This window comes from Pseudomonas wuhanensis (assembly GCF_030687395.1).
In the GTDB taxonomy this organism is placed as follows: Bacteria; Pseudomonadota; Gammaproteobacteria; order Pseudomonadales; family Pseudomonadaceae; genus Aquipseudomonas; species Aquipseudomonas wuhanensis.
Genome location: NZ_CP117430.1, coordinates 5,571,073 through 5,583,792 on the forward strand (window position 1 = coordinate 5,571,073; position 12,720 = coordinate 5,583,792).

The 12,720-nt window shown below is 57.4% G+C and carries 16 protein-coding genes and 1 pseudogene; 12 read left to right on the forward strand and 5 right to left on the reverse strand.

What is annotated here, in order from left to right:
- Complete coding sequence (locus PSH88_RS25775) at positions 1 to 264, forward strand: bacteriocin immunity protein (protein ID WP_305423452.1); 264 nt, start codon at positions 1 to 3, stop codon at positions 262 to 264.
- Positions 265 to 521: 257 nt separating this feature from the next.
- On the forward strand, positions 522 to 1,148 hold the full coding sequence (locus PSH88_RS25780; protein WP_305423453.1) for a hypothetical protein: 627 nt from the start codon (positions 522 to 524) through the stop codon (positions 1,146 to 1,148).
- Positions 1,149 to 1,199: 51 nt separating this feature from the next.
- On the opposite strand, the gene PSH88_RS25785 is transcribed toward PSH88_RS25780, so the two are convergent.
- From PSH88_RS25785 to PSH88_RS25800, 4 genes are all read right to left on the reverse strand, one after another.
- The gene (locus PSH88_RS25785) at positions 1,200 to 2,108 is read right to left on the reverse strand and encodes an SDR family oxidoreductase (protein WP_305423455.1); all 909 of its coding nucleotides are present in this window, start codon (positions 2,106 to 2,108) and stop codon (positions 1,200 to 1,202) included.
- 110 nt (positions 2,109 to 2,218) lie between these two features.
- Positions 2,219 to 3,121: an alpha/beta fold hydrolase gene (locus PSH88_RS25790; RefSeq protein ID WP_305423456.1), complete on the reverse strand. Its 903-nt coding sequence runs from the start codon at positions 3,119 to 3,121 to the stop codon at positions 2,219 to 2,221.
- Complete coding sequence (locus tag PSH88_RS25795) at positions 3,122 to 3,904, reverse strand: class II aldolase/adducin family protein (RefSeq protein ID WP_305423457.1); 783 nt, start codon at positions 3,902 to 3,904, stop codon at positions 3,122 to 3,124.
- A 184-nt stretch (positions 3,905 to 4,088) separates the two neighbouring features.
- Positions 4,089 to 4,544 (reverse strand): flavodoxin, encoded by a 456-nt coding sequence (locus PSH88_RS25800; RefSeq protein WP_305423459.1) that lies wholly within the window; start codon positions 4,542 to 4,544, stop codon positions 4,089 to 4,091.
- Between the two features lie 103 nt (positions 4,545 to 4,647).
- Here PSH88_RS25800 and PSH88_RS25805 point away from each other — a divergent pair, with 103 nt between their 5' ends.
- Positions 4,648 to 5,124 (forward strand): PAS domain-containing protein, encoded by a 477-nt coding sequence (locus PSH88_RS25805; RefSeq protein WP_305423460.1) that lies wholly within the window; start codon positions 4,648 to 4,650, stop codon positions 5,122 to 5,124.
- 55 nt (positions 5,125 to 5,179) lie between these two features.
- Entirely contained in the window at positions 5,180 to 5,785 is a 606-nt protein-coding gene (locus PSH88_RS25810; RefSeq protein WP_095055669.1) for a hypothetical protein, read from the forward strand.
- Positions 5,786 to 5,804: 19 nt separating this feature from the next.
- Here PSH88_RS25810 and PSH88_RS25815 read toward each other — a convergent pair.
- A pseudogene (locus tag PSH88_RS25815) lies at positions 5,805 to 6,765 on the reverse strand (MerR family transcriptional regulator).
- Between the two features lie 205 nt (positions 6,766 to 6,970).
- Between PSH88_RS25815 and PSH88_RS25820 the strand changes: the two are divergent.
- The 8 genes from PSH88_RS25820 (at position 6,971) to PSH88_RS25855 (ending at position 12,710) form a co-directional block, all read left to right on the forward strand.
- Positions 6,971 to 7,540, forward strand: a complete 570-nt coding sequence (locus PSH88_RS25820; protein ID WP_305423463.1) for an antibiotic biosynthesis monooxygenase — start codon at positions 6,971 to 6,973, stop codon at positions 7,538 to 7,540.
- 170 nt (positions 7,541 to 7,710) lie between these two features.
- Complete coding sequence (gene folM / locus PSH88_RS25825; protein WP_305423465.1) at positions 7,711 to 8,421, forward strand: dihydromonapterin reductase; 711 nt, start codon at positions 7,711 to 7,713, stop codon at positions 8,419 to 8,421.
- A 22-nt stretch (positions 8,422 to 8,443) separates the two neighbouring features.
- Entirely contained in the window at positions 8,444 to 9,019 is a 576-nt protein-coding gene (gene folE, locus PSH88_RS25830) for a GTP cyclohydrolase I FolE (RefSeq protein ID WP_095055672.1), read from the forward strand.
- A gap of 2 nt (positions 9,020 to 9,021) precedes the next feature.
- Positions 9,022 to 9,393: a dihydroneopterin triphosphate 2'-epimerase gene (gene folX / locus PSH88_RS25835; RefSeq protein WP_007901645.1), complete on the forward strand. Its 372-nt coding sequence runs from the start codon at positions 9,022 to 9,024 to the stop codon at positions 9,391 to 9,393.
- Positions 9,394 to 9,461: 68 nt separating this feature from the next.
- A complete protein-coding gene (locus tag PSH88_RS25840) occupies positions 9,462 to 9,758 on the forward strand; it encodes a DUF1244 domain-containing protein (RefSeq protein ID WP_018927179.1) in 297 nt (98 codons plus the stop codon).
- Positions 9,751 to 10,089: a HopJ type III effector protein gene (locus tag PSH88_RS25845; RefSeq protein WP_305423468.1), complete on the forward strand. Its 339-nt coding sequence runs from the start codon at positions 9,751 to 9,753 to the stop codon at positions 10,087 to 10,089. The genes PSH88_RS25840 and PSH88_RS25845 overlap by 8 nt, the downstream gene beginning before the upstream one ends.
- A gap of 145 nt (positions 10,090 to 10,234) precedes the next feature.
- Positions 10,235 to 11,485 carry a 2-aminoadipate transaminase gene (locus tag PSH88_RS25850; RefSeq protein ID WP_305423470.1) on the forward strand — a complete coding sequence of 417 codons (1,251 nt, stop codon included), beginning with the start codon at positions 10,235 to 10,237 and terminating at the stop codon, positions 11,483 to 11,485.
- A 250-nt stretch (positions 11,486 to 11,735) separates the two neighbouring features.
- Positions 11,736 to 12,710 (forward strand): amino acid ABC transporter permease, encoded by a 975-nt coding sequence (locus PSH88_RS25855; RefSeq protein ID WP_305423472.1) that lies wholly within the window; start codon positions 11,736 to 11,738, stop codon positions 12,708 to 12,710.
- Positions 12,711 to 12,720: the final 10 nt, after the last annotated feature.

Genomic DNA, 12,720 nt, shown 5'->3' on the forward strand with positions numbered 1-12,720 from the left:
ATGAAACTTAAAGATAAATTCGAAGATTACACAGAGTCAGAATACATTGCCCTTATAGACCGTTTGGTTCAAGGGGATTACAAATCAGAGAAAGAACACGATGAAATCGTGGACAACATAGTAAGCACTTCAGAACACCCAAACGGCACAGGAATTTTGTATTACCCAGAAGAAGGTGTTGAAGACAGCCCCGCTGGCGTATTAAAAGCCATTAAAGATTGGCGAGCCGCCAACGGAAAACCAGGCTTCAAACCCGAGCAATAAACTTTAGTGGGAACTGACTATAGGTGCCTGCTCCCTCATACTGCTTAATCGACAAAAGTCGTGAAAGCTACGTCCTGCCGTTCTGTACGAAACATCCTTTATTTGGCCAACAATATTCTGACTGAAATCTATCCCTTCAATTATTCACACAATAATGCAGGCATACGCTTACTCACCTACCAGACACGTCTCTTCGCAAGCTGGTGTACGTTAATTACTCGGCAAAAACTAAAAACTCTTTGCAGCGAGCACAACGTATGACGGATAGAGACAAAGCTGAATCGGAAGAAATGTATGCCATTGCAAGAAGTGGCTCGGGTGCTGACAGCATCATGGTTCAGCGTCTGAAGGACACTCTGGAGGGCAAATTTGAGATGACCGATACCGACCGGCGCTTCTATGCACATACTCTTCGTGTGATGGAAAGACTTAGAGCCATGGGCATTCCTGATGATTTTATACCGAAGAAAAATGCTTCCCTCTGGAACGATGTTCATACTGCAGCGCTTGAGGATTTCAAACTCGGCAACGACGAAAGACTTCGTTATACGGACGAAGCCATTGAGGCCGCCAAACGGCAGGAAATTCTGGCTTTCGAAGGAGGTTGTGGATCGAAAACATCATTAGCGAAACTCGAACAAGCTATCCGAAACGAATCTGTAAGAGATCTGCTATCAGTGCTGGCTATCGGCTTGGCATTTCCCTCGATTGACATGCTGTTTGGGCGTTATCGCTTCGAAGTGATCGCCCGTGGTGAGCTGTGCAAGACTTACGAGGAGCTATTCGAGGAGGGCATATTGGCTGAGGGCGATTTGGCTATGGCTCTCAAAGGCCCACACTGGAAAGCGCCAAAATTCGTGACTGAAAAACAATACGAGCGATAGCCAAATAGGCCACTCAATCACCTACCGTCGACTGGGTGGCCTCAAACCTCATTACGAATACTTCTGCAAGTTCTCCATCATTTCCTTCAACGCCTCAATATTGTCCTTCGGATGCGCCGCGCCTTCGAAATCACAGATCTGCTCCCAATGCGCCGCGACATCTTCCGGCGAGAAACCCACCCGCGGATCAAATCCGGCGCCCAGGCTGCGCTCCCAGCGCACCTTGCCCATCCAGCCGCCACCCACTTCGAACAGCCCGGACGTTTCCTGGCAATGCTCACTGGCCAGGTACACCACCAGCGGGCTGACCAGTTCCGGTTTGAGTTGCTCGAACATTTGTGGCGGGATCAGGCCTTCGGTCATTCGGGTGCCGCCGGTGGGGGCGATGGCGTTGACCAGGATGTTGTTCTTGCGACCTTCGATGGCCAATGTGCGGGTCAGGCCATAGAGGCCCAGTTTGGCCATGCCGTAGTTGGACTGACCGAAGTTGCCGTAGATACCCGAAGTCGATGCGGTGAAGATCACGCGGCCATAGTTTTGCTCGCGCAGGTGGGGCCAGGCGGCGCGGGTGACCTTGTAGGCGCCTTCGACGTGGACGCGGTAAACCAGATCCCAGTCGCTGTCGTCCATTTTGTGGAAGGTCTTGTCCCGCAGGATGCCGGCGTTGTTCACCACGACATCGACACGACCGAATGTATCGAGGGCATTCTGGACAATTTTGTCACCGTCGGTGACGGAGTCATGGTTAGCCTCTGCGGTACCGCCCGCTTCACGAATTTGCGCGACCACACGATCGGCTGCCGAGGCATTGGCGCCTTCGCCCTGAGCCGAGCCGCCGAGATCATTGACCAGCACTTTGGCGCCCTGTTTTGCGAACAGTAACGCATGCGCCCGACCCAAGCCGCCGCCCGCACCGGTGACGATCACCACTTTATCTTCGAAGCGCACAGACTCATTCATGGGGAACTCCAGCAGGCCAGGGGACAATGAGTGCGAGTGTCAGCCACGGGGCTGCCGGTCACAATGAACACGGGGGCGGCTGAATGGTGCGCGATAAGGCAGCGGGATAGTCAGGAACACGCCAACTTGAGCGGCGGTGAAATTAACTGGTCGCGAAACTCCAGGTAGTGCTCGAGCACCTGCGCCGGCGCTTCGATCTGCGGGTAGTGGCCGATCTCAGGCAGCAGGACGGTGTCCGGGTCGGGAATCAGTTGCCGATAGCGCGCCACCATGTGCGCGCCGGAAACCGGATCGACCTCGCCATCGATGACCCGCAACGGCACCTCGCCACGCTGCATGGCGCTGACCCAACGTTCACGCTGGACACGGCGCTGCGGGATATAGCTGATCAATTTGTGCATGATCCGTTGCCCGCGATTGCTGTCGACCAGGCTCCAGAAATCATCCAGTTCACTTTCCGTGGGCCGGGTCTTCGGACCGAACACCTGCTGAAAACTCTTCACCAGCGCGTCACGGGTAAAGGCTCGCCCGATCATCCAGCCCAAGGGGCTGAGCAGGAGTTTTTGCATCAACACCGGGCGATGGGTTTCAGGGAACAGCCCGCCATTGAGAAACACGCAACTGGCGATATCAGCGCGCGCTTCATAGTGCCGGGCCAACAATTCCTGGGCCACGCTGTCGCCATAATCGTGCGCCAACACGTGAACGGGGTGCTCAACGTTCAGATGCGCCAATAAAGCCTGTTGCAGATCGGCCTGTTCCAGCAGGCTGTAGTCGTGGTTCACCGGTTTGGCCGAATCGCCGAAGCCGAGCATGTCGCAGGCAATCACCCGATAGCGCTGCGCCAGCGGTTGCCACAGGTAATGCCAGTCCCAACTGGCGGTCGGGAAGCCATGGATCAGCAGCAGCGGCTCGCCCTGCCCCGCAGCCCAATAGCGGATAGTCTGATCACGGAATACGAACGTCTGGCTGCGTTTGCGCCAGACACGCAGAGGAATCTCGGCGAGGGCCATTTAGAGTTTATAACCCGGGGCTTGTTTATCGAGTTTGCGCAGCAGCGCCGGCCAGGCCAGCGCGCCGCCCATCCCTTGAGCACTTTTGGTGACACCGGCGATCATCGCCTTGGCGCCCGCCAGAATCTGCGGCTCGATGGCGATCAGCTCCGCACCACCGTTCTGCGCCAGCACCTGAATCTCGCAGGCGCGCTGAAAGGTAAACATCATCAGGAACGTGTCGGCGATGGTGCCGCCACAGGTCAGCAGACCGTGGTTGTGCAGCATCAGGAAATTGTTTTCTCCAAGGTCGGCTTGCAGTCGCGCCTTTTCTTCATGGTTCAGCGCAACACCTTCATAGGCGTGATAAGCCAGGCTGGACAGGACGAACAAGGACTGCTGACTGATCGGCAAGATGCCCTGCTTTTGCGCCGATACCGCCACCCCCGCCGCAGTGTGGGTGTGCAATACACACGCGACGTCATGACGGACTTCATGCACGGCGCTGTGGATGGTGTAACCCGCCGGGTTGATCTCGTAAGGGCTGTCCATCAACTTGTTGCCGGCCTGATCGACCTTGACCAGGCTCGACGCGGTCATTTCATGGAACATCAGCCCGAACGGGTTGATCAAGAAGTCTTCAGTGCCCGGCACTTTGGCGGAAATATGCGTGAAGATCAGGTCGTCCCAGCCATGCAGGGCGACCAGACGATAACAGGCAGCCAGATCGACGCGGGCCTGCCATTCGGCGGCACTGACTTTGTCTTTGATGCTGTGTGGCGATTGGACGGGGGCTACGCTCACGGCAAGAATTCCCTTTTTATTCTTCTGGTTTTTTATTGTTTTTTGCTGCGTTACAGCAGTCTAGTCAGCCCTCGGACTTCGGGTAGTTGCATTGGCAGCCAGCTTGATGGCCGAGCGAGTCAGTGCGCGGGTGAGTCTGGATCCATGTCGAAGCATCGCCGCCAATAAAAACGCGAGCGGCTGGTCAGCCCCGCAAAACGCTGACCAGTTCCGCCAGCCAAGGCTCAGCGTCGGTTTCCGGCGTCACGGTTTCGCTGGCGTCCAGGCGCAGCATCGGCAGGACTTCGCGCACGCCCAGTTCGCCGAACAACTCACGCATTTGCTCACCGCCGCCGCAGAACGTATCGCCATAACTGGAGTCGCCCAAACCGATCACCGCGCCCGGCAAACCACGCCAGGCGGCGGGCAATTGATCGCGGATGGCGAAATACAGCGGTTGCAGGTTGTCCGGCAACTCGCCCATACCGGTGGTCGAGGTCACCGCCAGAAATGCTTCGGGGCCAAATGCCAGAACATCGGCGAGTGTCGCGCGTGGGTTATGCCAGATTTCAAAACCGGCGGCGTTCAAAATACTTGCAGCGTGACGGGCGACTTCTTCAGCCGTGCCGTACACCGAGCCGGAAAGGATGGCGACTTTCATCAATCTGATCCTGAATCTAAATAAAAGTAGGAGATATTAACAGCACCGTCCTCATTGATCTTTTAGAATGCAACGTATCAATCCATATGCAAAGGACTCTGCGATGATCAATGCCTCTCTGCTGCACATGGTGATCGACGCGTCCAACGACGGCATCGTGATTGCTGAAAAGGAAGGCGAGCAAGACAACATCCTGATTTACGTAAACCCGGCGTTCGAACGCCTGACCGGTTATAGCAGCGAAGAAATCCTCTACCAGGATTGCCGCTTTTTGCAGGCAGGAGACCGGGATCAGGCAGCCCTCGCCTCGATTCGGCAGGCGTTGGGCAGTGGTGGCTCCTGCCGGGAAATCCTCAGGAATTACCGCAAGGACGGCACCCCGTTCTGGAATGAACTGTCGCTTTCCACGGTAAAAAACCCGCACGACGGGCAGACCTATTTCGTCGGGGTGCAGAAAGACGTCACGGTTCAGGTCAAGGCGCAGCAGCGAGTCGCGCAGCTGGAAGCGCAATTGGCCGAGGCACAGGCAGAAATTGTCGCACTCAAAGCGACGAACGGCTCAAACCAATCAGCGAATTAGTGGTCATTTACTACAATCACCGATGACTTTGTAATTATTCCTTTCGAGCAAAATCATGCAGCGCGACGCACTCCTGACGCAGGATGAGCTGGATTTTATCCAGAACATGCAACACAACCCGCAACTCAATGTGCGGGATGCGACGTCGAGCCTGCTCGTCAACGGTGGTTCGCAGATTCGTGATTTGCTCACACGCCTGGCCGCTCATGAACAAGTCACCATCCAGGCCACTTTCGAAAATCAGCAAATGACCTTCCCGCTGCACTTGGTGGAAGATGAATTTCACGCAATGCATCTACGCCTCGGCGTCCCCAGCATCTATGAAGACGGACCGATGATTCGGCCATGGCGCCTGGCGCTCGAAGAGCCCGTGGCGCTGGAAAATGCCAAGGGGCAACCCGGCACGATGTGGGTGCATGAAATATCGTTCAAAGGGGTGTTGCTGGAAGTTCGCAACAAGACCAAGGCGCCAAAGCACTTCGCGTTGTGGTTCAGCCCGTCAGGCTATGAGCGGATTGCGTTGCGCGGCACCTTTGAGCGTGAAACCGAGCAGGGTTTCTACGCCTATGAGTTGAGCCAGAGCGACACGGACGAAACCGAACGTCTGCGTCAGTACATCCTTCAGCAACATCGCCTGACCCATCCCGCACTGCATATCTGATCTCTGCGTCTACCTACGTTCAGGTATCCAGGTTTCCCGCCAGGAACTGTTTCAGACGCTGGCGCATTAACACTCCCTCGTTTCCCAGACAACCGACCGATGATCCGGCCAGGCTCTCCTGTGCCAGGTCCGATGCATCCCCGGCCAGCAACACCTGACAATCCAGGCTCATGGCCAAGCGTTTCAAACGTCGAGGCAATTCGCCGGCCGGCGCGTGATTGGAAACCAGCACCAGTGCCTTGGGCCTGATCTTCTCACAGACCAGGATCAACTCGTCGAAAGGCTGACCGATCGCCAACAACTGAATAGCCGAATCGACACTGCTCAGATACAGCGCCGTGACCAGCACATCGAGCTCACGACATTGATCGGCCAGGGCGCAGACAATCACACGTCGCGGTTGCATGACTCGCACCAGCAGCAGGCGTTGCAACACTCGAGAACGTAGAAAACCATCCAGAAAAAGCCATTCGCTGGTCTGACCGAACGCGTCATGGCGTTGTAGCAATAGCTTCCAGACCGGAATCAGAATGTCCTGAAATACCACCGTCAGCGGGTAACTGGAAAAAATCTGACCGTAGACTTGCTCCAGTTGAACTTCGTCAAAAACACTCACCGCCGCCTTGACCTGCTGCTGCCATTGGCCGTAGTCGGCTTGAACGAATTCGTTGGGGATGACCTGCGCCAGCACCTTGAGCGGTTCGGTCTTGGCCAGTATCTTGCCGACCTTGCTGACCGCGACGCCGCGTTCTATCCAGCCGAGGATGCTGTGAACACGCTCGATATCGGTCATCGAATACAAACGGTGCCCGCTTTCGGTGCGCGTGGGTTGTATCAGACCGTATCGCCGTTCCCATGCGCGGAGCGTGACCGGATTCACCCCCCGTCAGGCGCGCTACCTCACGAATCGGAAACAGCTCTTCTCGAATCAGGGAGGTGATGGGTGGCAACCCAGGCGCAACATCAGTCAGCACAGGCATTCGATGTCCACATATGAATTGGATCCCATTTTAAACCTCATATTCCATGAGAATTCAAGACGTTGATCTGCGACGAACGTCGCTGACGTTATCAGCAAAATCAGGAATAATCCTTGCTTGTTCCGAGACGCAGCCCACCACCCCGGCGTTGTGTCCAGCGAAAGCTCCTACCCGGAGCGACGCATTTGTAATACGGAGATACAAAATGTCTACCTCCCCCGTCACGCTGATGGTTGCGCGCCGCGTCGCCAATGGGCGTTATCAGGACCTCATGGCCTGGTTACGCGAAGGCGAACAACTGGCCACCGACTTCCCCGGTTACCTCGGCTCCGGCGTGCTCGCTCCGCCGCCCGACGATGACGAATTCCAGATTATCTTCCGCTTCGCCGACGAGCAGACCATGCACGCCTGGGAGCATTCCGCATCGCGCACTGCCTGGCTGGGACGCGGCAGTGATCTGTTTGCCAACCCGTCAGAACATCGGGTCAGTGGCATCGATGGCTGGTTCGGTGCGGTCGGTCAACGTCCACCACGCTGGAAACAGGCTGTGGCCATCTGGCTGGCGTTCTTTCCGGTGTCCCTGTTGTTCAACTTTGTATTGGGGCCTCTACTGGCTGAGACAGGTTTGCTGACCCGCGTGTTTGTCAGCACCCTGTGCCTGACACCATTGATGGTGTATTTCTTTATTCCGCTCTCGACTCGTCTGCTGGCCGGCTGGCTGCATACCCCCCCGCAACGACCGTTGCCCGGGGAACCATCCACTCAAAATCAGTAACCCCTGAGCGAGGCTTGCCCGCGAAGAACGATGACGCGGTTTGACAGATAGACCGAGTCGTTCCCTTCGCGGGCAAGCCTCGCTCCTACAAAGGCAAGGCCATCGCAGGACGTAGGTGAACAACTCCCGTCGCTGGTATAGTTTTGCTCTTACCGCGACGCGAGCCGTTCATGACCTCTACCGCAGCCCCAATCCTCATCACCGGTGCCGGCCAGCGTGTCGGCCTGCACTGTGCGCAGCGTTTGCTCGAAGACGGCCATCCGGTCATTTTCAGCTACCGCAGCGAACGGCCTGGTGTGCAAGCCCTGCGCGATCTGGGGGCGACCGCGGTGTTTGCGGATTTTTCCAGCGAGACCGGAATCCTCGCGTTCATCGGCGAACTGAAAAACCACACCGACAGTTTGCGGGCGATTGTCCATAACGCCTCCGAATGGCTGGCCGAAACCCCGGGCACCGAGGCCGCAGCCTTCACCCAAATGTTCAGCGTGCACATGCTGGCGCCTTACCTGATCAACCTGCACTGTGCCGACTTGCTCAAACGCTCGAGCCCCGCCGACATCGTGCACATCAGCGATGACGTGACCCGCAGGGGCAGCAGCAAGCACATCGGCTACTGTGCCAGCAAAGCCGGGCTCGACAGCCTGACCCTGTCCTTTGCCGCGAAATACGCGCCCGGCATCAAGGTCAACGGTATCGCCCCAGCCCTGCTACTGTTCAATCCCGACGACGACGCGGCATATCGCGCCAGGGTTCTGGCCAAATCGGCACTGGGCATCGAGCCCGGCAGCGAAGTGATTTACCAGAGCCTGCGCTATCTGCTCGACAACCCTTATGTCACCGGCACGACCCTGACCGTCAACGGCGGACGGCACGTCAAATAAGCCGCTCCCGCGAGGATGTCCCATGACGTTATTCCTGCCTCAAAACACCCTGTCCCAGAGCTATCGCGAGATCCTGATCGGCCTCGGTGAAAACCCCGACCGCGAAGGACTGCAAGACACCCCGGTTCGCGCCGCCAAGGCGATGCAATACCTGTGTCATGGTTACGAGCAAAGTGTCGAAGAAATCGTCAACGGCGCACTGTTTGCCTCCGACAACGATGAAATGATCATCGTCGACAACATCGAGCTGTACTCGCTTTGTGAACATCACATGCTGCCCTTCATCGGCAAGGCTCATGTGGCTTATATTCCAACGGGCAAGGTGCTGGGCCTGTCGAAGATTGCACGGCTTGTGGATATGTTCGCCCGCCGACTGCAAATCCAGGAAAACCTCACCCGGCAAATCGCCGACGCCGTGCAGCAAGTGACCGACGCCGCCGGTGTCGCGGTGGTCATCGAAGCCCAGCACATGTGCATGATGATGCGCGGCGTCGAAAAACAGAATTCGACCATGAACACCTCGGTGATGCTCGGCGCCTTCCGCGAGTCGAGCAACACCCGCCAGGAGTTCCTGCAATTGATTGGACGGAGCAAGTAGCAATGCCACAACTTCAACCAGGAATGGCACGCATCCGGGTCAAGGACCTGTGTTTGCGAACTTTCATCGGGATCAACGAGGACGAAATCCTCAACAAGCAGGATGTGCTGATCAACCTGACCATCCTGTATGCCGCCCAGGATGCAGTGCGTGACAACGATATCGATCACGCGTTGAATTACCGCACCATCACCAAGGCGATCATCGCCCACGTGGAGGGCAATCGCTTTGCCCTGCTCGAACGCCTGACCCAGGAATTGCTGGACCTGATCATGGTCAACGAGTCGGTGCTGTACGCCGAAGTCGAAGTCGACAAGCCCCATGCCTTGCGCTTCGCCGAGTCGGTATCGATTACCCTGGCCGCAAGCCGCTGACCGCGTCTGGCGCATCGGTCGCCAGGCTTCTATCATCCGCGCCACGATTTGATTGCACAGAGCCCATCATGAACGATCAACAACGCCTGGAACTTGAAGCCGCCGCCTTTCGCCGGCTGGTTGCCCACCTGGACAGCCGCAAGGACGTGCAGAACATCGACCTGATGAACCTCTCGGGTTTCTGCCGCAACTGCCTGTCCAAGTGGTACAAGGCCGCCGCCGATGAACGCCAGATCGACGTCAGCCTCGACGAAGCCCGCGAAGTGGTTTACGGCATGCCGTACGCCGAGTGGAAAGCCCAATACCAGAAAGAAGCCAGCGCCGACCAGCAAGCGGCGTTCGCCAAAGGAAAACCCAATGAGTGATTTGAACACCCTGCGCGCCAGCCTCAAGAGCGGCGAACATGCTTTCGCCGATACCCTGGCATTCATCGCTGCCGGTTACGACTATCAGCCCCAGTCGTTCAATAACGGCGGCGTGGAAAACGCCGCAGGGCAGAACGAAGGTTCGTGCAAGACCCTGGGTCTGGCATTGCTGGAAGGCCTGAGCGATGAAGAAGCGCTGTTGGCATTTGGCGAGCATTACCGCTCGGTGGTTGCGACGCCGGAAGGCAGCGATCACGGCAATATCCGGGCGCTGATTACCCATGGTCTGGCGGGAGTGAAGTTCGCGCAGCAGCCGCTGACTCGCCGCTGACTGAAGCCCGCCTGTGGCGCCATCGATCGGTATCAGGGCACATCCCGACTTTTAAGATTGACCCGGCAACTTTATTTCGTTTGCCGGGCACCTCTGCTCGCGGCTTAGATAAAAAGAAGCATCCCTTCTTCTGAGTCCGGTATCCATGAGCAGCGAAAACATCAGTCGGTCAATCAACATCGTTCATCCCGTCACGCTCAGCCACGGTAAAAACGCCGAGGTCTGGGACACCGACGGCAAACGCTACATCGATTTTGTCGGTGGTATCGGCGTGCTGAACCTCGGTCATTGCCATCCGCGCATCGTCGAGGCCATTTGCGAACAGGCCACCCGACTGACCCACTACGCGTTCAACGCCGCCCCGCATGTGCCTTACCTCGAACTCATGGATCGCCTGACGGCGTTTATTGCGGTGGATTACCCGGTCAGCGGCATGCTCACCAACAGCGGCGCGGAAGCGGCGGAAAACGCCCTGAAGATCGTCCGTGGCGCTACCGGGCGCACGGCAGTCATCGCCTTCGACGGCGCCTTTCACGGCCGTACGCTCGCCACCCTCAACCTCAACGGCAAAGTCGCGCCCTACAAACAGAAAGTCGGTGTGCTGCCTGGGCCGGTGTTTCACCTGCCCTTCCCCAGCAAAGACAATGACGTGACCTGCGCCGAGGCCCTGAAAGCCATGGAACGGCTGTTCAGCGTCGAGATCGATGTTGATGACGTGGCCTGTTTTATCGTCGAACCGGTGCAGGGCGAGGCGGGTTTCCTGGCGATGGACGTGGAATTTGCCCAGGCGCTGCGACGCTTCTGTGATGACAAAGGCATCCTGCTGATCGCCGATGAAATCCAGTCCGGCTTCGGCCGCACCGGCCAGCGGTTTGCGTTCTCGCGACTGGGCATTGAACCGGACCTGATCCTGCTGGGCAAAAGCATTGCCGGCGGCGTGCCGCTGGGTGCGGTTGTCGGGCGCAAGTCGCTACTCGACAACTTGCCCAAGGGCGGATTGGGCGGTACCTATTCGGGCAATCCCATCGCCTGCGCCGCCGCGTTGGCGACCCTGGACGAAATGACTGACACGCATCTGCACGCCTGGGGCACGCAACAGGAAGAGGCGATTGTCAGCCGCTACGAATCCTGGCGAGCCCGCGAACTGTCACCGTATCTGGGCCGCTTGACCGGCGTCGGTGCCATGCGCGGCATCGAGCTGATCAATACCGACGGCACACCGGCCTCGGCGCAACTGACACAACTGCTGGCTCTCGCGCGCGATTCGGGTTTGCTGCTGATGCCCAGCGGCAAGTCGCGACACATCATTCGGCTGCTGGCGCCATTGACCACTGAGGCCGCCGTGCTGGAGGAAGGGCTGGATATCCTTGAGGCATGCCTGGCGAAGCTTTCCTGAACCGCAAACTGCGATCCGGGACTGACGTAGCGAATTATGTTCGCTTGTAGTCCCCGATTTTGCGTCGCAATACTCACCAGATACACCTAACGCTGATCGGTTAAGACGAACCGGACTCGTAGGAGCCAGGCTTGCCGGCGAAGGCGTCCTCAAGATCGCCTTCGCCGGCAAGCCTGGCTCCTACAAAAGCATCTACCAAATACCCCTTTTATCTAGCGAGATCACTACCACCTACAAGCCTGAGGCAGTCATGTATCACGACAATATAATTTATAAGAAAAAGTCCAATGATCCTCAGTTCCTGCTTGGCGTAGCCGTGGTGCTGTTCCTCGGTTCCTACCTGATGAACCTGGGTAACAGCGCCCTCAGTCATTTCCTGCATCCGCTGTTGGGCAATGCCCCGGACGGCCTGACCGCTCGCAATATCGCCATCGGTCTGGCGATTGCCACACTGGGCACGCTGAACTTCCACGTCCTCGGGCGCTTGAAGTTCAAGGTGCAGACCACCGTGGTCTGGATCGAATTGCTGATCCTGTTCCTGGCCTTCTTCGACACGTTCGACCTCTCCTACAGCTTCATCCTCGACAAGATCGGTTTCCTGATCATCCAGGGTGCTGCCACCACGCTGTACATCTCCGCCATCGCGATTGTGATTGCCTTCGTGCTGGCGTTGATCGGTGCCGTGGCCAAGCTGTCGAACAATGGCTTGGCCAATGCCATCGCCTCGTTTTACACGTCGTTCTTCCGCGGTGTTCCGCTGCTGATCCAGATCTATCTGATTTACCTGGGACTGCCGCAACTGGGCTACGTGGTCGACGCGGTGCCGGCCGGCATCCTGGCATTGTCGCTGTGCTACGGCGCCTACATGACAGAGATTTTCCGTGCGGGTATCCAGAGTATTCCGGTGGGCCAGTGGGAAGCCTCACGGGCGCTGGGCATCAACCCGTTCAAGACCCTGAGCCGGGTGATCATGCCGCAAGCCTTGCGGGTGATTATCCCGCCCACCGGCAACCAGTTCATCGCCATGCTCAAGGACAGTTCGCTGGTGTCGGTGATCGGCGTCTGGGAACTGATGTACCTGGCCAAGACCCAGGGCCGTGCGGACTTTCGCCACCTGGAAATGCTGATCACCGCCGCCATGATCTACTGGGCCCTGTCGTTCATCCTTGAACGGGTGCAGGCGCGAATCGAAAAACGGGTCAACCGATCCATTGCAAGGGGTTGATGCGTGATGA

What these genes read in the sequence shown, in the direction of transcription:
- PSH88_RS25810 (WP_095055669.1), top strand. Translation starts at nt 5,180, where the DNA reads ATGCAGCGCGACGCACTCCTGACGCAGGATGAGCTGGATTTTATCCAG.
- PSH88_RS25805 (WP_305423460.1), top strand. Translation starts at nt 4,648, where the DNA reads ATGATCAATGCCTCTCTGCTGCACATGGTGATCGACGCGTCCAACGAC.
- PSH88_RS25845 (WP_305423468.1), top strand. Translation starts at nt 9,751, where the DNA reads ATGAGTGATTTGAACACCCTGCGCGCCAGCCTCAAGAGCGGCGAACAT.
- folX (WP_007901645.1), top strand. Translation starts at nt 9,022, where the DNA reads ATGCCACAACTTCAACCAGGAATGGCACGCATCCGGGTCAAGGACCTG.
- PSH88_RS25850 (WP_305423470.1), top strand. Translation starts at nt 10,235, where the DNA reads ATGAGCAGCGAAAACATCAGTCGGTCAATCAACATCGTTCATCCCGTC.
- folM (WP_305423465.1), top strand. Translation starts at nt 7,711, where the DNA reads ATGACCTCTACCGCAGCCCCAATCCTCATCACCGGTGCCGGCCAGCGT.
- PSH88_RS25775 (WP_305423452.1), top strand. Translation starts at nt 1, where the DNA reads ATGAAACTTAAAGATAAATTCGAAGATTACACAGAGTCAGAATACATT.
- PSH88_RS25840 (WP_018927179.1), top strand. Translation starts at nt 9,462, where the DNA reads ATGAACGATCAACAACGCCTGGAACTTGAAGCCGCCGCCTTTCGCCGG.
- PSH88_RS25790 (WP_305423456.1), bottom strand. Translation starts at nt 3,121, where the DNA reads ATGGCCCTCGCCGAGATTCCTCTGCGTGTCTGGCGCAAACGCAGCCAG.
- PSH88_RS25780 (WP_305423453.1), top strand. Translation starts at nt 522, where the DNA reads ATGACGGATAGAGACAAAGCTGAATCGGAAGAAATGTATGCCATTGCA.
- PSH88_RS25855 (WP_305423472.1), top strand. Translation starts at nt 11,736, where the DNA reads ATGTATCACGACAATATAATTTATAAGAAAAAGTCCAATGATCCTCAG.
- PSH88_RS25785 (WP_305423455.1), bottom strand. Translation starts at nt 2,108, where the DNA reads ATGAATGAGTCTGTGCGCTTCGAAGATAAAGTGGTGATCGTCACCGGT.
- folE (WP_095055672.1), top strand. Translation starts at nt 8,444, where the DNA reads ATGACGTTATTCCTGCCTCAAAACACCCTGTCCCAGAGCTATCGCGAG.
- PSH88_RS25800 (WP_305423459.1), bottom strand. Translation starts at nt 4,544, where the DNA reads ATGAAAGTCGCCATCCTTTCCGGCTCGGTGTACGGCACGGCTGAAGAA.
- PSH88_RS25820 (WP_305423463.1), top strand. Translation starts at nt 6,971, where the DNA reads ATGTCTACCTCCCCCGTCACGCTGATGGTTGCGCGCCGCGTCGCCAAT.